The sequence below is a fragment of the Citrobacter sp. Cf072 genome (assembly GCF_030334485.1).
Taxonomy (GTDB): domain Bacteria; phylum Pseudomonadota; class Gammaproteobacteria; order Enterobacterales; family Enterobacteriaceae; genus Citrobacter; species Citrobacter freundii.
Genome location: NZ_JAOWDX010000034.1, coordinates 65,678 through 86,100, shown reverse-complemented (window position 1 = coordinate 86,100; position 20,423 = coordinate 65,678). Strand labels below are relative to the sequence as shown.

The window sequence follows — 20,423 nt, the reverse complement described above, 5'->3', positions numbered from 1 at the left end:
ACTAAGCAGTAACATGTCCGAAAAGCGTCACCTGCCATATAAAGAAGAGAGAGCAATGGATCAGTTTGAATGTATTAATGTCGAAGAAGCGCATCAGAAGCTGCATCAGGGGGCGGCGGTGTTAGTGGATATTCGTGACCCGCAAAGCTATGCAATGGGCCATGCCCCACAGGCATTTCATTTGACGAACGACACGCTGGGATCATTTATGCGTGAGTATGATTTCGATACCGCCGTGTTGGTGATGTGTTATCACGGCAACAGCAGTAAAGGCGCGGCGCAATATCTTCTGCAGCAGGGCTATGACGCGGTTTACAGCGTTGACGGCGGCTTCGATGCCTGGCATCGACATTTTCCGGCAGAAGTGGCATACGGTTCGTAAGCTAACAAAGATGCAGCCTGAAACGGGCAGGATAGATATACTGTCCTCTTTTGTGTGGAATAAGCGACAGCAACCATGTTGATGATTACCTCTTTTGCTAACCCCCGCGTGGCGCAGGCATTTGTTGATTATATGGCGACACAGGGCGTTATCCTGACGATTCAACAACATCAGCAAACGGATGTCTGGCTGGCGGATGAGTCCCAGGCTCAGCGCGTGCACGCTGAACTGGTGCGGTTTCTGGAGAATCCGGGCGATCCGCGCTACCTCGCAGCAAGCTGGCAGTCGGGTCAGACCGACAGCGGTCTGCGCTACCAACGTTATCCGTTCCTGGCCACATTGCGCGAACGCGCAGGTCCGGTAACCTTGTTGGTGATGGCCGCGTGTGTGTTGGTGTTTATCGCGATGAACGTGCTGGGCGACCAGGCTGTGATGCTCTGGCTGGCATGGCCGTTTGACCCTTCACTGAAATTTGAATTCTGGCGTTATTTCACCCACGCTTTTATGCACTTCTCGCTGATGCATATTCTGTTCAACCTGCTGTGGTGGTGGTATCTCGGCGGTGCGGTTGAAAAGCGTCTGGGCAGTGGAAAACTGATTGTTATTACCGTGATCAGCGCCCTGTTGAGCGGCTATGTTCAGCAGAAATTTAGCGGCCCGTGGTTTGGTGGATTGTCTGGCGTGGTGTATGCGCTGATGGGCTACGTGTGGTTGCGCGGCGAGCGCGATCCGCAGAGCGGTATTTTCCTGCAGCGTGGTTTGATTATCTTTGCCTTGATCTGGATTGTTGCCGGCTGGTTTGATCTATTCGGCATGTCGATGGCGAATGGTGCTCATATCGCCGGGTTGGCCGTGGGTTTGGCAATGGCGTTTGCCGATACTATAAATGTACGAAAACGAACTTGATTCAAGTTTTGTGGTGCCGGAAGGCGGTGTGCGTTTGGACCAATTTGTAGGCCGGATAAGCGTCAGCGCATCCGGCAAAATTTCAGGGAACAATAATGAAGCAAACACAACGACATGACGCGATCATCGAGCTGGTAAAAAAACAGGGATACGTCAGTACTGAAGAGCTGGTGGAGCATTTCTCCGTCAGCCCGCAGACGATTCGCCGCGATCTTAACGATCTGGCCGATCAGAACATGATTTTGCGCCATCACGGCGGCGCGGCGTTGCCATCCAGCTCAGTTAACACCCCGTGGCATGACCGTAAAGCAACGCAGACGGCGGAAAAAGAGCGCATTGCTCGCAAAGTTGCCACGCAGATCCCGAACGGTTCTACGCTGTTTATTGATATCGGAACCACGCCGGAAGCGGTGGCTCACGCGCTGCTCAATCACAGCAATTTACGCATTGTGACCAACAACCTCAATGTGGCGAATACGCTGATGGCGAAAGAGGATTTCCGCATAATCCTCGCCGGTGGCGAACTGCGTAGCCGCGACGGCGGTATTATGGGCGAAGCGACCCTCGACTTTATTTCTCAGTTCCGTCTGGACTTCGGCATCTTAGGCATCAGCGGTATCGACAGCGATGGTTCGCTGCTGGAATTTGATTATCACGAAGTTCGCACCAAACGCGCGATCATTGAGAATTCACGTCATGTGATGCTGGTGGTGGACCACTCGAAGTTTGGGCGTAACGCGATGGTGAATATGGGCAGCATCAGCATGGTGGATGCGGTGTATACCGACACGCTGCCGCCTGCTGGTGTGATGCAGGTGATTGCTGACCATCATATTCAGTTAGAGCTGTGCTAAGGTAATTCCAGGCCTGATAAGCGTCGCGTATCAGGCATTAACTAAACGCCGTATCCCATCATTTTCAGCAGCTTCTGCGCATGTTGCACCGCATCCTGGCGGTGTGCGACGCCGAGCTTTTGGTACAAATTGCGGATGTGCGTCTTGATGGTCGTTGCCGCGACGGCCAGCTCTGCGGCGATCTGCTCGTTGCTGTAGCCCGAATAAATTAGTCCCAGAACCTGCCATTCGCGCTGGGTCAGCGGGCTGGTGCGGATAAGCTCCGGTACTTCCGGGTGAGTCAGCAGACGCTCAACGAACCCTTCATCGAAGTGAGCGAATTTATGGCGATGATGCTGGTTAATTTCACGCAAAATGCGCTGGGCGCGGTGCTGATCGAGTTCCGGTAAGGTATTGAGCTGAATCAGCTGACGCAGTTGTTGCGCCATGGCCTCGCCTTCGATAACAAAGTGGCTGATAAACCCGGTTCGGTTCGCCAGCTGTAGGGCCTCGAGTAACACACGCTGGGCGTCATTTTTGCGCCCTGCCTGCCAGTAGAGCTGATTAAGCAGCAGCAGGTTACGGTTCAGATCGCTCATCAGGCGCAGATTGCGTGCATTTTCATTCAACTCTTCCAGCACAATTTCAGCCGGTTCAAACTCACCCAACAGGATTTGCGCGCGAGCGATGTTTCGCCACTGGCTTTGCAGGAAGTGGTTATTGGCGAATTCTGGTTTCGGCGTGTGGCGCAGCCAGTTGGCGGCAGAGTTTTTGTCGCTCACCATTTGCCAGTAAATCACCCGCACCTTATCGGCGTTGGAGATCCAGTCGCTGTGATAGTGACCGTTGCCCAGCAGGTTTTCCAGACGGTTGAGCAGGCTGCGAGCGTTATCAAGATCGCCCCGCGCAAGTGAACACTGAACCAGCAGCGCCAGACACTGTAGCTGCTGCTGCGGCTGGAAAGTGGAAAGCAGTTCAATACCGTTACGGGCAGAGGCTTCTGATTCATCCAGACGCGCCCATGCCCACAGTAGCTGCGCACGAATGCGCACCAGGAACTCGTGCATCGGCAGCTGTTCCAGGTGCTGCTCTTTGATCAGCTGGAACGCTTTTTCCTGAGTCTCCCAGGCGGCCTGTAAAAAGCCTTGGGCAAACAAAATTTCGCTTTGCTGGATAAGGCTCCACAGTGCGTAATGCCAGACGTCATGATGACGTGCCATTTGCTCGGTTTGCTGCATTAACGCCAGAGAGCGCGTGAGATCGCCCTTACAGTGCAGGACTTCGCCGTGCACCGAGGTGGCGACGATACGACTATAGAACCAGGCGATGGGTAATTCATCCAGCGCCAGTTTTGCCAGGCGTTCGGCTTCGTCAGGGTTGCCATCGTTAATCGCTACCTGCGCCCGTAAAGCGTTGAATTCGGCGTGCAGCGTTGGCTCCATGTCGCCTTTTATTTCCTGCTCTGCGCGCGCCAGCAGGGTGTTAACCTCTCCGTAGCGGTGCTGGCTCTGCATCAGCCAGGCCTGTAGCAGAACCAGACGCGGATTTTCCAGCAGGCTTTCCCACGGCAGGGCTTTCAGCGACTCTTCCAGTAACGTCAGCTCGCTGTGGTTAAACAGTCCCCACGCATGATTAAGCAGGATATCGCGCAGCATATGGGCGTCACCGGCCGCCAGCGCGTGGTGGATAGCTTCGCTGGGGAAGCCTTGCGCCATCCAGCTTTCGGCGGCGGCGCGGTGTATTTCGGGCAGTTCGTTCGCCAACTCCCATTGGCAGCGCTGGCGTAAAAAGCTGCCAAACAGCGGGTGATAGCTGAACCACTCGCCAACGTCATCCATCCGCTGCAGGAATAACCCCTGGCGCTCAATTTCTTCCAGCCGCATCTGGCCATTTTCTTCCCCGGTAACGCGGACGATCAGCGCATCGTTCATGGAACGCAGAATGGCGCTTTTCAGCAGGAAGTGACGGGTGCCGAGGTCGACGCTGTCCAGCACTTCATCAACCAGATAATCGGACAAATGGCTGGCGTTGATCCCGGCGAGGCGTCGTGCCGACTGGTGAGCAGAGTTATTGTTCTGGCGGGCGGAAAGGGCGATCAGCTGTAACGCTGTGGCCCAGCCAGCAACGTCATCGCACATCCGGCTGCTTTCTGCCGCTTCAATGGGAGAGGACAAACGTCGGTCGAAAAATTGTTTGGCTTCCTGATGGTTAAAGGCCAGCTGTTGGCTGCCTATTTCCAGCAGTTGATCGCGCACCCGTAGATTGGCAATACCCAACTGCGGCAGGTTGCGCGACAGTACGACCAGCGTGAGGTTTTCAGGTTGGTGACGCAGGAAGAAACGCATCGCTTCGTGAATAGCAGGATTGGAGATCAGATGATAATCATCCACTACCAGGTAGAGCGGACGGTGCCACTCGGCCAGTTCGATAAATAGCTGGGCAAACAGTGACGTCAGACTGGCGTACTGGCGCTTTTGCACCATCGCTTCGCTGGTGGTGCAATGTCCACCCGTTGCCTGTTGGATGGCGGCGATCAGATAGCTGGCAAAGCGCTCTTGTTGATTATCGCCTTCATCCAGAGAGTACCAGCCTAAGTCGTTCTTCCCCGCCGCCCATTGTGAAACCAGCGTTGTTTTTCCATAACCAGCAGGACTTGTTATCAGGGCAAGCCTGAAATTGTTCACGCCGGAAAGTTTAGCCAACAGGCGCTCACGAACCACCGTATGGTCGAGTCGAACCGGACGACTTAATTTAGACGGAATCAACATAAGTTAGTCACTTCACTGTGTGAAAATAGGGAAGAATGATTTTTTTTGCGCTTCGTAATTAATAGATATAAGGTCGGCCAGATTGGTGTTTTATGCAAGCTAAGCGGACTTTTTGTGTGTCTGATTTTGCACTATGTCACAAATCTATACATCTATTGCAATAATTGTTTTAAAGAGTCGCAACAGGCGTGGCGACTGGATCCATTGTAATTTTTAATGTGTCGAAAAATCCCTCTGTTTTTATATAGTTACTCAGGCGACTAATCAAAATCGACGAATTTTGTGGCCGACTTAAAATTTTTATGTGAATTATCTTACCCGGCATAGATATTTCAGGTTAGAAACTATTTCTCTATTTACATTTTGTTTCTCATCGTCACTCCATTATTTGAGATTGTCGATTAATCCTTTGTTATTCATGCGTCATCCAAAGGGCGTTATGCACGGTTTGCGCGAATTTACGGGTGATTACACCCCCTTTAAGTGGCGGTGATCACACTTTTATGCTCATCCCCGCTCCTCCTCCCTCCCTAATCCGTGCCAGGATGAGGAATGTCAACAACGAGCCAGGCAAACTAGCGATAACGTTGTTTTATTACCTAAGGATCTGGAACCCCTATGTCACAGCCTACTTTCAACAAAGATCAATTTCAGGCTGCCCTGACGCGTCAGTGGCAGCGCTTCGGTTTACTGTCGGCTCAAGAAATGACGTCGCGCCAGTGGTGGCAGGCAGTGAGTGGGGCGTTGGCTGAGTTACTCAGCGCCCAGCCTGCGGCGAAACCGGCAAAAAATCAGCGTCACGTTAACTACATCTCGATGGAGTTTTTGATTGGCCGTCTGACCGGCAATAACTTACTCAACCTCGGCTGGTATCAGGAGGTGAGCGATGAGCTGAAAGCACATGACGTCAACCTGACCGACCTGCTGGAAGAAGAGACCGATCCGGCGTTGGGTAACGGTGGATTGGGACGCCTGGCAGCCTGCTTCCTCGATTCGATGGCGACTGTCGGCCAGTCGGCGACGGGCTATGGCCTCAACTACCAGTACGGCCTGTTCCGTCAGTCGTTTGCCGATGGGCAACAGATGGAAGCCCCGGATGACTGGCATCGTGGCAGCTACCCGTGGTTCCGTCACAACGAGGCGCTGGATGTGCAGGTTGGGATTGGCGGTAAGGTCAGCAAAGAAGGCCACTGGGAGCCAGGTTTTACCATCACCGGTCAGGCCTGGGATCTGCCAGTTCTCGGCTACCGTAACGGCGTAGCGCAACCGCTGCGTCTGTGGCAGGCCAGCCACGCGCATCCGTTTAACCTGACCAAATTTAACGACGGTGATTTCCTGCGCGCAGAGCAGCAGGGCATCGACGCCGAAAAACTGACGAAAGTGCTGTACCCGAACGATAACCACACCGCGGGTAAAAAGCTGCGCCTGATGCAGCAGTACTTCCAGTGTGCCTGTTCTGTAGCTGACATTCTGCGCCGCCATCATCTGGCAGGGCGTAAACTTCATGAGCTGGCGGATTTTGAAGTTATTCAGCTCAACGATACTCACCCGACCATTGCCATTCCTGAACTGCTGCGCGTGCTGATTGATGAGCACCAGATGAGCTGGGACGATGCGTGGGCCATTACCAGCAAAACCTTTGCTTACACCAACCACACCCTTATGCCAGAGGCGCTGGAGTGCTGGGACGAGAAGCTGGTGAAAGCGCTACTGCCGCGCCATATGCAAATCATCAAAGAGATTAACGAGCGCTTTAAGACGTTGGTCGATAAAACCTGGCCGGGTGATGCTGAAGTCTGGGCGAAGCTGGCGGTGGTGCACAACAAACAGGTGCGCATGGCTAACATGTGCGTGGTCAGCGGCTTTGCGGTTAACGGTGTGGCGGCGCTGCACTCCGATCTGGTGGTGAAAGATCTGTTCCCTGAATATCACCAGCTCTGGCCGAACAAATTCCATAACGTCACCAATGGGATTACCCCACGTCGCTGGATTAAGCAGTGCAACCCGGCGCTTGCCGCACTGCTGGATAACACGCTGAAAAAAGAGTGGGCCAACGACCTCGACCAGTTGATTAACCTGGAAAAATACGCCGACGACGCGAAGTTCCGTCAGCAGTATCGCGACATCAAGCTGGCGAACAAAGAGCGTCTGGTGAAGTTTATTAAAGCGCGTACCGGTATTGAGATAACGACCAACGCGATTTTTGATATTCAGATTAAACGTCTGCATGAGTACAAGCGTCAGCACCTCAACCTGCTGCATATTCTGGCGTTGTACAAAGAAATCCGTGACAACCCGCAGGCAGATCGCGTGCCGCGCGTATTCCTGTTTGGTGCGAAAGCGGCTCCAGGTTACTACCTGGCGAAAAATATCATCTTCGCCATCAACCAGGTTGCACAAACTATCAATAACGACCCGAAAGTTGGCGACAAGCTGAAGGTCGTCTTCCTGCCGGATTATTGTGTCTCGGCGGCGGAAATGCTGATCCCGGCGGCGGATATCTCTGAGCAGATTTCAACCGCAGGGAAAGAGGCTTCCGGCACCGGTAACATGAAGCTGGCGCTGAACGGTGCGTTAACCGTTGGTACGCTGGATGGCGCAAACGTCGAAATCGCCGAGAAGGTAGGTGACGAGAATATCTTTATCTTTGGTCATACCGTGGAAGAGGTGAAGGTGCTCAAAGCCAAAGGCTACGACCCGGTGAAATGGCGTAAAAAAGACAAAGTGCTGGATGCTGTCCTGAAAGAGCTGGAAAGCGGGAAATACAGCGACGGCGACAAGCATGCCTTTGACCAGATGCTGCACAGTATCGGCAAGCAGGGCGGCGACCCGTATCTGGTGATGGCGGACTTCGCGGCCTACGTTGAAGCTCAGAAGCAGGTTGACGTGTTGTATCGTGACCAGGAAGCCTGGACCCGGGCGGCGATTCTGAATACCGCACGTTGCGGCATGTTCAGCTCGGATCGCTCCATCCGCGATTATCAGGCTCGTATCTGGCAGGCGAAACGTTAAGGAATCGCGATGGAAAGCAAACGTCTGGATAATGCCGCGCTGGCGGCGGGGATCAGCCCCAATTACATTAATGCCCACGGTAAACCGCAGTCTATTGGTGCCGAAACCAAACGGCGTTTGCTTGACGCCATGCATCGCACCACCGCTGCCACTCAGGTGGCGGTAACTCCGGTGCCGAATGTCATGGTCTACACCGCTGGCAAGAAAATGCCGCTGGCGGTTGAGGGAAGCGGAGAGTTTAACTGGCTGCTGACCACCGAAGAGGGCGTGCAGCACAAAGGGCATGCCGTCGGCGGTAAATCTTTCACTCTTCCGGCGAAGCTGCCGGAGGGGTATCACACGTTGACCCTGACCCAGGGCGAGCTGCGTACCCATTGTCGTATCATCGTGGCGCCAAAGCGCTGCTATGAACCGCAGGCGCTGTTAGCCGGGCAGAAGCTGTGGGGCGCATGCGTTCAGCTCTACACCCTGCGATCAGAAAAGAACTGGGGGATTGGCGACTTTGGCGATCTCCGCGCCATGCTGGTAGATGTGGCGCAACGCGGCGGCGCGTTTATCGGGCTTAATCCTATTCACGCGCTGTATCCGGCTAACCCGGAGAGCGCCAGCCCGTACAGCCCGTCTTCACGCCGCTGGTTGAACGTGATTTATATTGATGTGAACGCCGTAGACGATTTCCGTCTGAGTAAAGAGGCGCAGGCGTGGTGGCAGAAACCCGCGACTCAGCAAGCTCTGCAACGTGCGCGCGATGCCGAGTGGGTTGATTATTCTGCCGTTACTGCACTGAAGATGACGGCGCTACGTATGGCGTGGAAAAGCTTCTCCGCACGTGATGACGAGCAGATGGCGGCATTTCGCCAGTTTGTGTCTCAGGAAGGGGACAGCCTCTACTGGCAGGCAGCCTTTGATGCGCTGCATGCGCATCAGGTGAAAGAGGACGCATTGCGCTGGGGATGGCCGGTGTGGCCGGAAGCTTTCCAGTCAGTGGACTCGCCAGAGGTAAAACGCTTCTGCGAAGAACATCGTGACGATGTGGATTTCTACCTGTGGTTACAGTGGCTGGCGTATACCCAGTTTGCTGACTGCTGGAAAACCAGCCAGAGTTTTGCGATGCCGATTGGACTGTATCGCGATCTGGCGGTTGGCGTGGCCGAAGGTGGGGCGGAAACCTGGTGTGACCGCGAGCTGTATTGCCTGAAAGCCTCGGTTGGTGCGCCGCCGGATATTCTCGGTCCACTCGGACAAAACTGGGGGCTGCCGCCGATGGATCCGCACATCATTACGGCACGCGCCTACGAACCGTTTATCGAACTGCTGCGCGCCAATATGCAGAACTGCGGTGCGCTGCGTATCGACCATGTTATGTCGATGCTGCGTCTGTGGTGGATCCCCTACGGTGAAACTGCCGATCACGGCGCTTACGTGCACTATCCGGTCGATGACCTGCTTTCAATTCTGGCGCTGGAGAGTAAACGTCATCACTGCATGGTAATTGGTGAGGATCTGGGTACTGTGCCAGTGGAGATCGTCAGCAAGCTGCGTGACAGCGGCGTGTACTCCTACAAAGTGCTTTATTTCGAGAATGACCATGAGAAAAACTTCCGTACGCCGAAAGCGTACCCGGAACAATCAATGGCAGTCGCGGCGACGCATGACCTTCCTACGCTTAAAGGTTATTGGGATAGCGGCGATTTGACGCTGGGTAAAGCACTGGGCCTGTATCCGGATGAAGTCGTGCTGCGCGGGTTGTATCAGGACCGAGAACTGGCGAAACAGGGGCTGCTGGACGCGCTGCACAAATACGGCTGCCTGCCAAAACGTGCCGGTCACAAGGCATCCCTGATGTCGATGACGCCGATTCTTAATCGCGGCATGCAACGCTACATCGCTGACAGCAACAGTGCGCTGCTGGGCCTACAACCGGAAGACTGGCTGGATATGGCTGAACCGGTCAACATTCCGGGGACCAGCGACCAGTACAAAAACTGGCGGCGTAAGCTCACCGCCACGCTGGAGCAGATGTTTGCCGATGAGAGAGTGAATAAGCTGATTAAGGATTTGGATAAGCGGCGAAAAGCGGCGGCGAAGAAGAAGTAAAAAGCCGGGGATTTCCCCGGCTTTTTTATGGTGATAGTTCGTAGCACGTAGGCCTGATAAGCGCAGCGCCATCAGGTAATTCTGACGCACATTGCCGGATGGCGGCTTTACCTTATCCGGCCTACAAACTGTCTCGATTAAACCACCATACCCAGCAGCAGACACCCTACCAGACCGCAGACGGAGATAATGGTTTCCAGCATTGACCATGACTTGATGGTTTCACCGATGGTTAGGTTGAAGTACTCCTTGAACAGCCAGAAGCCTGGATCGTTCACGTGGGAGAAGATGACAGAACCGGAACCAACCGCAATAACCATCAGCTCAGGGCTTACGCCGGTTGTTGCAATCAGCGGCGCCACTATCCCACCAGCGGTGATCGCTGCAACGGTTGCGGAACCCAATGCGATACGCAGTACTGCAGCGATAGACCATGCCATCAGCAGCGGAGACACGTTAGAGCCATGCATCATTGAAGCGATGTATTTGTCCACGCCGCTATCAACCAGGACCTGTTTGAAGGCACCGCCGCCGCCGATAATCAACAGCATCATCGCGATGATTTTGATTGAAGACACCAGTGTGTCGTTAATCTGATCCATCGAACGTCCGCGGTTCAGACCAAACGTGAACATCGCAATCAGCACTGCAATCAGCGTTGCCATGACCGGGTCACCGAGGAATTCTGCAACCGTCAGGAAAGCATGACCTTTCGGCAGAATCATCTCCGCCACGGCGCGCATCGCCATCAGAATAACCGGGACCAGAGAGGTCCAGACGCTGACGCCAAAGCCTGGCATCTCTTCTTCAGTGAAGGTTTTTGCGCTGTACAGACCTTCTGGGATTGGCTTATCAATGCCTTTCAGGAAACGTGCGTATACCGGACCGGCGAGAATAACGGTCGGGATTGCCAGAATCGTACCAAACAGCAGGGTTTTACCCATATCTGCGTGGAAAATGGTGGCAATAGCGGTTGGACCCGGGTGCGGTGGCAGGAAGCCGTGCGTTACGGACAGTGCCGCAGCCATTGGCACGCCAACGTACAGCAGCGGGATATTGGCAGCAGCGGCAATGGTGAACACCAGCGGCAGCATCAGTACGAAACCAACTTCGTAGAACAGGGCAAAACCAACGGTGAAGCCGGTTAATACCACCGCCCACTGAATATGTTTTTTGCCGAATTTAGCAATCAGGGTGGTTGCGATGCGCTGTGCGCCGCCGCAGTCCGCCAGCATTTTGCCCAGCATGGCGCCAAAACCCATAATCAGGGCGAGGCTGCCAAGGGTTCCGCCGACGCCGGCTTTAATTGAACCGATGACTTTATCCAGTGGCATCCCTTGCATCAATCCGACAGCAAGCGCCACCAGGACGAGAGCGATGAAGCCGTTCATTTTGAAACGGATCATCAGGAGGAGTAACAAGATTACACCGATAGCAACGATGACTAATGGCATGATTTACCTGGCCTTAACTTTGTTATGGGTAACGTCAGTGTTTAGATGACAAATTCCGATTGTCCCGACCGGGAACAGAGTATTCTCAGCACCAATGCTGGTTGCCTGCAAAACTAATCAGTTTAGCGGACTATTATGTGTGTGTTAGGTGCTGATACGAATGATACGGGTAACATGTAGCGCTTGAAAATCACCTGGGCAGGCAAAATTTAAATTATGAGAGGCTGGTCAAATTATGCGGGGTATTATTACAGGGTGCGTGCAGAGAAATGTAAGGGCGTAGGCCGGATAAAGCGTTTACGCTGCCATCCGGCATCGATGCCCGGTGGCGACGCGGATGCGTCTTACCGGGCCTACAAGTCTGGTCGTTAGTAGTAAGAGTGCTCGCCGCGCTGGTGTTCGGTTAAATCGCGAACGCCTTTCAGTTCAGGGAATTCAGCCAGCAGCTGCTTCTCGATACCTTCTTTCAGCGTCACATCGACCATTGAACAGCCGTTACAGCCACCGCCAAACTGCAGAATGGCGTAGCCTTCATCGGTGATTTCCATCAGAGATACGCGACCACCGTGACCAGCCAACTGTGGGTTGATCTGCGATTGCAGCATGTACTCCACGCGTTCCATCAGCGGCGCATCATCGGCAACTTTACGCATTTTGGCGTTTGGTGCTTTCAGGGTCAGCTGGGAGCCTAACTGGTCGGTAACGAAATCGATTTCTGCATCTTCCAGATACGGTGCGCTCAGTTCATCAACATATGCGGTCAGCAGGTCAAATTTAATGGCGGTGTCGGTTGCTTCCACGGCGTCCGGCGGACAATAAGAAACGCCGCATTCAGCGTTAGGCGTGCCGGGATTAATCACAAATACGCGGATTTGTGTCCCTTCTTCCTGATTTGCCAGCAGTTTGGCAAAGTGCGCTTGTGCAGCATCGGAAATATGGATCATAGTAATGGCCTAATAGTTGACTATTTTACTTGGTTATAATACGCCCATCATCGAGGCTCTACAAGGTTCGACACAGGCACCATACCTGGACAGTCGCCGCGCCGTTGCGTAAAAGCAGCTGCGCGATTTCCGCGACGGTACTTCCGGTAGTGACGACATCATCCACAATAACCATATGGAGTCCCTGCACCGGCAATTCAAGGCGAAAGGCATTTTTCAGGTTACGTTTACGTAATCGGGCGCTGAGATGGTGCTGCGTGGCGGTTGCCCGAACCCGCGAGACGGTCTGGCTGTCCCAGTCGCAACCCAGCCAGCGTGCAAGCGGACGGCACAGTAAATCGCTCTGATTAAACCCTCTGCGCCAGTGTCGACGTTGCCAGAGCGGGACGCTGACCAGCCTGTCCGGCAGAGGAAGGGCGCTGACGCGCCGGGCCTGTAGTACCTCCAGCAACAGCAAACGCGAAAGAGCGGAGGCTGTTTCGCTGCGTCGCGAAAACTTGAGCTGGTGGATAAGCCCGCTCAACGGCGGAACATAGTCGCTGACGGTGACCAGCCGCTGCCACGGCGGCGGTTTTTGCAGGCAGCGCCCACAGGGAATGACGGTATGAGCGGCAGGGAGTCCACATTGGGGGCATAGGCTGGCGTGTTGGCGCGTTGCCCGCGTACAGACTGAGCAGATCCCCCAATGCCCTAACGTCAGGGGCATTCGGCATAGCCAGCACAATCCCGGTACTGTTAGCATAGATGCATCCTTTCAGGCTAAAAGAGAACAATAACTGATGAATGACATCTGGTGGCAGACCCAGGGTTCGGGAAATTGCCATCTTGTGCTGCTGCACGGATGGGGACTGAATGCGCAAGTGTGGCATTGCATAAGCGAGGAACTGAGTTCGCATTTTACGCTGCATCTTGTCGACTTACCGGGATTTGGTCGTAGCCAGGGTTTCGGTGCAATGTCGCTGGAAGAGATGGCTGAGCGGGTATTGAAACAGGCACCGGAGAAAGCTATCTGGCTCGGCTGGAGTTTGGGCGGGCTGGTCGCGAGTCAGGTAGCCCTAACGCATCCTGAGCGTGTTCAGGCGCTGGTGACCGTCGCGTCTTCCCCTTGCTTTAGCGCGCGGGATGAGTGGCCGGGTATCAAGCCAGAGGTGCTGGCAGGCTTCCAGCAGCAGCTGAGCGAAGATTTCCAGCGTACAGTGGAGCGTTTTCTGGCATTGCAAACGATGGGTACGGAAACCGCGCGTCAGGATGCGCGAGCGTTGAAGAAAACGGTGCTGGCTTTACCCATGCCGGACGTCGAGGTGCTTAATGGCGGGCTGGAGATCCTGAAAACGGTCGATCTGCGAGAACCGCTGTGCATGGTGGAAATGCCTTTCCTGCGGCTATACGGCCATCTTGATGGCCTGGTGCCGCGCAAAGTCGTCCCGATGCTGGATGCCCTGTGGCCGCAGAGCGAGTCGTTGGTGTTTGCTAAGGCGGCGCATGCGCCGTTTATCTCGCATCCGGCGGAGTTCTGCTCAGCGCTGGTGGCGTTAAAACACCAGCTATAGCCCCTGTTGATTTGCCCGGTAGCGTCGCGCTTGCCGGGCATGAAATTAATGGGGTTGTGCTGGCAGGTCTTCAGCGCTAAGCCCGGTAATTCTGAGTATTGTTAATCTGTCGATACCATCCGCTAGCATGGTCGTCGCGATGCGCAAAGCTTCCTCTCGTTTGCCCGTTTGTAACCCCTCTTGTAACCCTTTCCTGTGACCTTCCTGAAGACCATTAAGGTGCCCTTCCTGACGTAATCTTTCGGCAATAGTCATCAACTTTTCCTTGTGTTGAGGTAAACGTTCGGCGACCTGGTGAATAAATTCGCTAAAACGCGCGGTGTCCCCGGCCTGCATCAGGTAATTAAACAGGGCTTTCAACTGGTTGTCATTAGCGTGTCCTTTAACAAGCAGGATGGCGAGTTTTTCTACTAACCCCATCAAATCGCGTTTACGGATATGTTTTTGGATGAGCTCCAGCAGCGCCATCCGGCGGTGCTGCATAATCTCGTCATCGGGCACAACGGTGATATCGATCAGTGGAAACGCGGTGCTATAAAGTTGTCTTGCGGACTCCGGGTCATCAAACTCGTCCAGCCAACAAAGTGAATAGGGATATGGGCTGACGGTACCATGATAAAAAAGTAGGGGGATCACCAACGGTAGTTTCTTATGGCCCGCGTCCAGATGCCTCTGCATTACGGCAATGGCATAGCGCATTAGCCGAAATGCCATGTGAGCATCGGCGCTGCTTTGATGTTCAATAATGGTGTAAATGTAACCATCACCTTCGCGGGTAGCTGGCTGGAGGATAGATCTTTTTTGCTGAAATAATGAAATCTATGTGGAATCCATTACGCAAAAAAGCCGGATATCTGCATAAACGAATTATCCGGCCTGGACGTTTGCATCATTTGTAGGCCGGATAAGCGTAGCGCCATCCGGCAAAGAGCATCTGATTAGCGCAAAGCCCACCACTCGCGCAGGCAGGCTTTACCTTCCGGGCAACTTTTGCAGCTTCCGGAAAGACACCCGTCGGCATCTTCCTGAATCCGCACCGCTTTGCCCATCTTTTCTAACTGATTCAGCATGGCGTCAATCATGGGCTGCGGGGTATGCAGCGTGTGGCTTATTTGTGTCGCCTCCATGCGCCCCCGCAAAGCCAATAAATCACGAACCTGAATAAGTGATGCCATTGTCGATAACCTTAGTGGCAATCGCCAGTCGTGCTGGAACAGCAGGAACTCGCCGTTCTGTTGGTTGCCAGCAGTGCGAGGTCCACGCGGCTGCGAGCTCGACGCAGCAGGCCCAGCAACACGATGTTAAACAGGATGACCGCTAAAATGCACACCAGGCTGTAGGTCGGGTGCTCTTTGTAGCTGACCGTCTGATAAAACAGCGTTGACAGTGAATAAGCGATATTCAGCCCCCACAGAATCGAGAAACTCATCCAGCCACGGCTGGATTCACGTGCGATAGCGCCCATCACTGAAATGCACGGCACATACAGCAGAACAAAGATCAGGTAGCTGTACGCGGCGGCGGCGCTGCCAAATTTCTCGCCCATCACGCCCATTGCGCCCGTCGCCATTTCGCCGTCGCCCTTGCTGGCTTCGATAGGGTTAGCCAGTACGCTCAGGCTGAAGGTGTCTTTCAGGCTTTGCCAGGTTTCATCCACTGCGCCGAGCAGCTCGTCACCAAGGTGGAAATCTGCCGGGTTGAACTCTTCTTCCTGAATGTTTTCCGCGGTATAGAGCGTGTTCAGCGTACCCACCACCACTTCTTTCGCCATCGCGCCGGTGAACAAACCTACGGTTGCCTGCCAGTTATCTTCGTGAACGCCAATCGGTTTAAACACAGGAGTAATAACACGGCTAACGGAGGCCAGAGCAGAGTCGTTGATGTTATCGACGATTTTCCCGCTCAGCGAGAAACTGTTAAACGCGCTGAGGAAAATGCTGACGATGATGATGACTTTACCTGCACGCAGAACGAAGCCTTTCAGGCGCTGCCAGGTCTGAATGATCAGACTCTTGATGTGCGGCACGTGGTATACCGGCAGCTCCATCACGAACGGTGTTGCTTCACCACGCATGATGGTGTGTTTGAGCATCAGGCCCGTCAACACAGCCATCACGATACCCAGTACGTACAGCGAGAAGACCGCCAGTGCGCCGTTCTGACCAAAGAACGCCGCGGCAAAGACGGCGAAAATCGCCAGACGTGCGCCGCAGGACATAAACGGCGCCATCATGATGGTCATCAGACGCTCACGCGGGGCGTCCAGCGTACGTGCGCCCATCACGGACGGTACGTTACAGCCAAAGCCGACGATCAGCGGGACGAACGATTTGCCCGGCAGTCCCAGCGCCTGCATCAGACGGTCCATCACAAACGCGGCGCGCGCCATGTAGCCGGAGTCTTCAAGGAAGGAGAGGAACAGGTACATCATGCCGATTTGCGGTACCAGCGGCAGCACGGTGTTAATCCCGCCGCCAAGGCCCTGGGCCAGGAAGATAGTGAGCCAGTCCGGGAAGTGCAGCGTGTAGCCAATCCACTGAATACCATGGATAAAGAGTGCTACGGAGCCAACGTCAAACAATGGTTGCAGCGCGCCGCCGATGTTAATGGCGAGCAGGAACATCAGGTACATCACGAACAGGAAAATCGGCAGCCCGAGGAAGCGGTTGAGAACGATTTTATCTACCGCGGTGGTGAAACGGCTCGGTTCTGCCGTCAGAGTATTGCTGACGGTATCGCAGATAGCGGCAATGCACTGATAGCGCGCATCGGCGATGTGCAGCGCCGGATCGTCCATAGTCTCGCTCAGGCGTGCGATGGAGGCATCGAGATTTTGCGCGGCATCACCCGCATATGCGCGGCTGTAGATATCGCCTTCCAGCATCTGCAGGCCCAGCCAGCGGCGCTGTTTGAGCGGCATATCTTTGGCCATCGCGTCGGCGAGGGAATCCGCTTCCTGCAGCAACGGCTGGGCATAATGGACCAGCTCGACAGTGTCGTTTTCTTTGTAGCGATCGATCGCCAGCTTCAGCGCTTCAATGCCGCGGGCGCGGGTGGAAACCAGCGGAACCACCGGGCAGCCAAGACGTGCTGAGAGGGCGTCGATATCAATACGGATTTGCTGTTTTTCAGCGATATCCAGCATATTCAACGCGACGATGCAGGGGATGCCCAACTCAAGCAGTTGCAACGTCAGATAGAGGTTGCGTTCAAGGTTTGAAGCATCGACCACGTTGATCAACAGATCCGCGTCGCCGCTTAAAATATAGTGGCAGGCAATCTGCTCATCGAGAGAGGTCTGGGATGAGATTGTCGTCAGAGAATAGGTGTCGGGTAAATCCACCAGCGTGACCTGATGGTCCGTTGTGGCGAAATGACCTTCTTTACGCTCCACGGTAACGCCAGCCCAGTTGCCTACACGCTGGCGCGCGCCGGTGAGTTGGTTGAATAAGGTTGTCTTGCCGGAATTAGGATTACCAATTAAACCAATGGTTAGTTTTTTCATTTTTATAGACTCACTGTATTAACAGGAAACCGCTTCCACTTCTAATAACGCCAAATCCTTTTTACGCAATACCAGACTTACGCGACGCGTTTCGATATGGATAGGATCGCCGAGCGGGGCGACGCGTACCACGTTGAAGGAGGAGCCGGGCAGCATGCCAAGTGACAACAGTTTCTGACGATAAGCCGGGCTGATTTCACGGGCAAAGCCGGTAATTTTCCACGCACTGTCAGGAGTGAATTGCATAGGGACCTACTTATATCTCGCTAACTGGATGATTACCTCATGGGGCGATAGGGCGGCATGAGACCAGATGATTAGCCAACGTAAGGAAAGAGTAAATAATCAACAAAACAATGATAATGAGAATGGTTTCTATCATCAATAGAATAAATGTGACGGAATGTACAATTGGATAATAATTTGAGCCAATTTTGATATTCCTCAATATTTATTCTGGTAGGGAAAGAATGGTTCGCGGAGGTAATTATTGAGAATCTTAATGTTTAATTAAGGTTTCATCTGTTAATAAAGTGATAAATATATTGTGGTGAAAAGCGGGGGATATATTAAATATGCCGGATAAGGTATTGATTCCGTCATCCGGCACACGGTTTAAACTTAGCGCTTTTTACCCATTGCCGCCGCCAGCGCATCCATCATCGCGCTGTTGCCCGCAGGCTGGGCGTCACGACCACGCGGTTTCGCCGCTTTTGGCGCTGGGCGATTGCCCTGAGTGCGATCGTTATTCCCGCCGCCGCGACGCGCATTGGTTTCACCCGGCTGCTCGTCCAGACGCATGGTCAGCGCGATACGCTTACGTTGCAGGTCCACTTCCAGCACTTTCACCTTCACAATGTCGCCCGCTTTCACCACGGTGTGTGGATCGTCGACGAACTTATTCGACAGCGAAGAGATATGCACCAGGCCATCCTGATGAACGCCGATATCAACAAACGCGCCGAAATTGGTGACGTTGGTGACCGCCCCTTCCAGGATCATTCCCGGCAGCAGATCGTTCATGGTTTCGACACCATCGGCAAACTGCGCGGTTTTAAATTCAGGACGCGGATCGCGACCCGGCTTTTCCAGCTCTTTGATGATGTCGGTGACGGTCGGCACCCCGAAGCGTTCGTCAGTAAAATCGGCGGCTTTCAGATTGCGCAGTTCGTTGCTGTTGCCCATCAGGTCACGCAGCGATTGCTCGGTAGCGGCCAGAATGCGTTCCACAATCGGATAGGCTTCCGGGTGAACGGTGGAGGCATCCAGTGGGTTATCGCCATGGTTGATGCGCAGGAAGCCTGCGCACTGTTCAAAGGCTTTTGGCCCCAGACGGCTGACTTTCAGCAGTTGCTGACGGTTCTGGAACTGACCGTTCTCATCGCGCCAGGCGACGATGTTTTGCGCCATCATGCGTGTCAGGCCGGCCACGCGGGTCAACAGCGGAACGGAAGCGGTATTTAGATCGACGCCGACGGCGTTCACACAGTCTTCCACCACCGCGTCCAGCTTACGCGCCAGTTGTGTCTGGCTAACGTCGTGTTGATACTGGCCCACACCGATCGATTTCGGATCGATTTTCACCAGCTCAGCCAGCGGATCCTGCAGACGACGGGCGATAGACACTGCGCCACGCAATGAAACGTCGAGATCCGGGAACTCTTGCGCCGCCAGCTCGGAAGCCGAGTAAACCGATGCCCCGGCTTCGCTGACGATCACTTTCTGCGCGGTGACTTTCGGGAACTGTTTCTGCACGTCGAGGAAGAAGCGCTCGGTTTCGCGCGACGCTGTACCGTTACCAATCGCCACCAGCTCAACGTTGTATTTTTCACACAGCGCCGCAACGGCAACGGCGGCTTTGGCGGCCTGACCGGTGTGTGGATAAATGGTGTCGGTCGCGACCAGCTTACCGGTACCGTCAACAACCGCCACCTTCACGCCGGTACGCAGGCCGGGATCGAGGCCCATGGTGGCGCGCAGGCCGGCCGGAGCCGCCATTAGCAGGTCATGCAGGTTACGGGCAAAGACGTTGATTGCTTCATCTTCCGCGCGTTCGCGCACGGTGCCCATCAGTTCGGTTTCGAGGTGCATCAGCACCTTAATTCGCCATGTCCAGCTTACAACGCCTTTACGCCAGCTGTCTGCCGGTGCGTTGTTCAGTCGCAGGCCAAGGTGATCCTGAATGATTTGCTCGCCGTGGCTCTCTTTCGGTGGCTCATCGAACTGCGGATCGGCATTCAGCGAAAGCTGAAGCACGCCCTCGTTACGGCCACGGAACATGGCCAGCGCACGGTGGGATGGCACGGTAGAGATCGGTTCGTGGTGATCGAAGTAGTCGCGGAATTTCGCGCCTTCCTCTTCTTTACCGCTTACCACGGTGGAAACCAAATGCGCGTTCTTCCACAGATAGTCACGCACTTTCGCCAGCAGCGCGGCATCTTCAGCGAAGCGTTCCATCAGGATGTAACGTGCGCCGTCGAGGGCCGCTTTGGTATCCGCCACGCCGTTGTCGGCGTTGAGATATTTAGCGGCTTCTGTTTCCGGGTCGTGAGACGGCTCGTTCCACAGCAGGTCTGCCAGCGGCTCAAGGCCTGCTTCAATGGCGATCTGTCCACGGGTACGGCGCTTAGGTTTGTACGGCAGATAGAGATCTTCGAGTTCGGTCTTACTTAACGTGCCGTTGATCGCTTTCGCCAGGTCGTCGGTCAGTTTGCCTTGCTCGCCGATAGATTTCAGGATTGCCTGACGGCGGTCTTCCAGTTCACGCAGATATCCCAGACGGGTTTCCAGATTACGCAGTTGCGTATCGTCCAGACCGCCGGTGATTTCCTTACGATATCGTGCGATAAACGGCACGGTGTTCCCTTCGTCAAGCAGGCGAACGGCAGCTTCTACCTGTTCAGCACGAGCCTGAATTTCACCTGCGATAATGCGGCAGAAAGAATCATTCATCATGGATAGCTTCGTCTATA

General features: G+C 54.3%; 14 protein-coding genes and 1 pseudogene. 6 read left to right on the top strand and 9 right to left on the bottom strand.

Annotated elements, in window-relative coordinates:
* The first annotated feature begins 55 nt into the window (after positions 1–55).
* The 3 genes from glpE (at position 56) to OGX66_RS03250 (ending at position 2,142) form a co-directional block, all read left to right on the top strand.
* Positions 56–382, top strand: a complete 327-nt coding sequence (gene glpE / locus OGX66_RS03260) for a thiosulfate sulfurtransferase GlpE (protein WP_049003361.1) — start codon at positions 56–58, stop codon at positions 380–382.
* Between the two features lie 75 nt (positions 383–457).
* The gene (glpG, locus tag OGX66_RS03255; RefSeq protein ID WP_088902996.1) at positions 458–1,288 is read left to right on the top strand and encodes a rhomboid family intramembrane serine protease GlpG; all 831 of its coding nucleotides are present in this window, start codon (positions 458–460) and stop codon (positions 1,286–1,288) included.
* Positions 1,289–1,383: 95 nt separating this feature from the next.
* Positions 1,384–2,142, top strand: coding sequence for a DeoR/GlpR family transcriptional regulator (locus OGX66_RS03250; protein WP_003023499.1), 759 nt, complete (start codon positions 1,384–1,386; stop codon positions 2,140–2,142).
* Positions 2,143–2,183: 41 nt separating this feature from the next.
* Here the strand turns inward: OGX66_RS03250 and malT are convergent, their stop codons facing one another.
* Positions 2,184–4,889: an HTH-type transcriptional regulator MalT gene (gene malT / locus OGX66_RS03245; RefSeq protein WP_088902997.1), complete on the bottom strand. Its 2,706-nt coding sequence runs from the start codon at positions 4,887–4,889 to the stop codon at positions 2,184–2,186.
* A 618-nt stretch (positions 4,890–5,507) separates the two neighbouring features.
* Between malT and malP the strand changes: the two genes are divergently transcribed.
* Together malP and malQ are read left to right on the top strand one after the other, a co-directional pair.
* Complete coding sequence (gene malP, locus OGX66_RS03240; protein WP_044713881.1) at positions 5,508–7,901, top strand: maltodextrin phosphorylase; 2,394 nt, start codon at positions 5,508–5,510, stop codon at positions 7,899–7,901.
* A gap of 9 nt (positions 7,902–7,910) precedes the next feature.
* On the top strand, positions 7,911–9,998 hold the full coding sequence (malQ, locus tag OGX66_RS03235; RefSeq protein WP_032937252.1) for a 4-alpha-glucanotransferase: 2,088 nt from the start codon (positions 7,911–7,913) through the stop codon (positions 9,996–9,998).
* Between the two features lie 137 nt (positions 9,999–10,135).
* Here the strand turns inward: malQ and gntT are convergent, their stop codons facing one another.
* From gntT to gntX, 3 genes are all read right to left on the bottom strand, one after another.
* Positions 10,136–11,452 carry a gluconate transporter gene (gntT, locus tag OGX66_RS03230; RefSeq protein ID WP_003023507.1) on the bottom strand — a complete coding sequence of 439 codons (1,317 nt, stop codon included), beginning with the start codon at positions 11,450–11,452 and terminating at the stop codon, positions 10,136–10,138.
* A gap of 368 nt (positions 11,453–11,820) precedes the next feature.
* Positions 11,821–12,396 carry a Fe-S biogenesis protein NfuA gene (gene nfuA / locus OGX66_RS03225; protein ID WP_003023509.1) on the bottom strand — a complete coding sequence of 192 codons (576 nt, stop codon included), beginning with the start codon at positions 12,394–12,396 and terminating at the stop codon, positions 11,821–11,823.
* Between the two features lie 58 nt (positions 12,397–12,454).
* On the bottom strand, positions 12,455–13,138 hold the full coding sequence (gntX, locus tag OGX66_RS03220; RefSeq protein ID WP_003023511.1) for a DNA utilization protein GntX: 684 nt from the start codon (positions 13,136–13,138) through the stop codon (positions 12,455–12,457).
* A gap of 37 nt (positions 13,139–13,175) precedes the next feature.
* On the opposite strand from gntX, the gene bioH reads away from it, so the two are divergent.
* Positions 13,176–13,946, top strand: a complete 771-nt coding sequence (gene bioH / locus OGX66_RS03215; protein WP_286510890.1) for a pimeloyl-ACP methyl ester esterase BioH — start codon at positions 13,176–13,178, stop codon at positions 13,944–13,946.
* A 45-nt stretch (positions 13,947–13,991) separates the two neighbouring features.
* Here bioH and OGX66_RS03210 read toward each other — a convergent pair.
* From OGX66_RS03210 to OGX66_RS03190, 5 genes and pseudogenes are all read right to left on the bottom strand, one after another.
* Positions 13,992–14,723: pseudogene (locus tag OGX66_RS03210) on the bottom strand (Rpn family recombination-promoting nuclease/putative transposase); the annotation flags it as partial.
* 161 nt (positions 14,724–14,884) lie between these two features.
* Positions 14,885–15,121, bottom strand: coding sequence for a [Fe-S]-dependent transcriptional repressor FeoC (gene feoC / locus OGX66_RS03205; RefSeq protein WP_003023516.1), 237 nt, complete (start codon positions 15,119–15,121; stop codon positions 14,885–14,887).
* 11 nt (positions 15,122–15,132) lie between these two features.
* On the bottom strand, positions 15,133–17,451 hold the full coding sequence (feoB, locus tag OGX66_RS03200; protein WP_286510889.1) for a Fe(2+) transporter permease subunit FeoB: 2,319 nt from the start codon (positions 17,449–17,451) through the stop codon (positions 15,133–15,135).
* Between the two features lie 18 nt (positions 17,452–17,469).
* On the bottom strand, positions 17,470–17,697 hold the full coding sequence (gene feoA / locus OGX66_RS03195; RefSeq protein ID WP_003023519.1) for a ferrous iron transporter A: 228 nt from the start codon (positions 17,695–17,697) through the stop codon (positions 17,470–17,472).
* A gap of 375 nt (positions 17,698–18,072) precedes the next feature.
* On the bottom strand, positions 18,073–20,406 hold the full coding sequence (locus OGX66_RS03190) for a Tex family protein (protein WP_003023521.1): 2,334 nt from the start codon (positions 20,404–20,406) through the stop codon (positions 18,073–18,075).
* Positions 20,407–20,423: the final 17 nt, after the last annotated feature.

Coding starts and splice junctions, on each gene's coding strand:
- OGX66_RS03190 (WP_003023521.1), bottom strand. CDS start 20,406: ATGATGAATGATTCTTTCTGCCGCATTATCGCAGGTGAAATTCAGGCT.
- gntT (WP_003023507.1), bottom strand. CDS start 11,452: ATGCCATTAGTCATCGTTGCTATCGGTGTAATCTTGTTACTCCTCCTG.
- glpE (WP_049003361.1), top strand. CDS start 56: ATGGATCAGTTTGAATGTATTAATGTCGAAGAAGCGCATCAGAAGCTG.
- malT (WP_088902997.1), bottom strand. CDS start 4,889: ATGTTGATTCCGTCTAAATTAAGTCGTCCGGTTCGACTCGACCATACG.
- feoB (WP_286510889.1), bottom strand. CDS start 17,451: ATGAAAAAACTAACCATTGGTTTAATTGGTAATCCTAATTCCGGCAAG.
- gntX (WP_003023511.1), bottom strand. CDS start 13,138: ATGCTAACAGTACCGGGATTGTGCTGGCTATGCCGAATGCCCCTGACG.
- feoA (WP_003023519.1), bottom strand. CDS start 17,697: ATGCAATTCACTCCTGACAGTGCGTGGAAAATTACCGGCTTTGCCCGT.
- glpG (WP_088902996.1), top strand. CDS start 458: ATGTTGATGATTACCTCTTTTGCTAACCCCCGCGTGGCGCAGGCATTT.
- nfuA (WP_003023509.1), bottom strand. CDS start 12,396: ATGATCCATATTTCCGATGCTGCACAAGCGCACTTTGCCAAACTGCTG.
- bioH (WP_286510890.1), top strand. CDS start 13,176: ATGAATGACATCTGGTGGCAGACCCAGGGTTCGGGAAATTGCCATCTT.
- malQ (WP_032937252.1), top strand. CDS start 7,911: ATGGAAAGCAAACGTCTGGATAATGCCGCGCTGGCGGCGGGGATCAGC.
- feoC (WP_003023516.1), bottom strand. CDS start 15,121: ATGGCATCACTTATTCAGGTTCGTGATTTATTGGCTTTGCGGGGGCGC.
- OGX66_RS03250 (WP_003023499.1), top strand. CDS start 1,384: ATGAAGCAAACACAACGACATGACGCGATCATCGAGCTGGTAAAAAAA.
- malP (WP_044713881.1), top strand. CDS start 5,508: ATGTCACAGCCTACTTTCAACAAAGATCAATTTCAGGCTGCCCTGACG.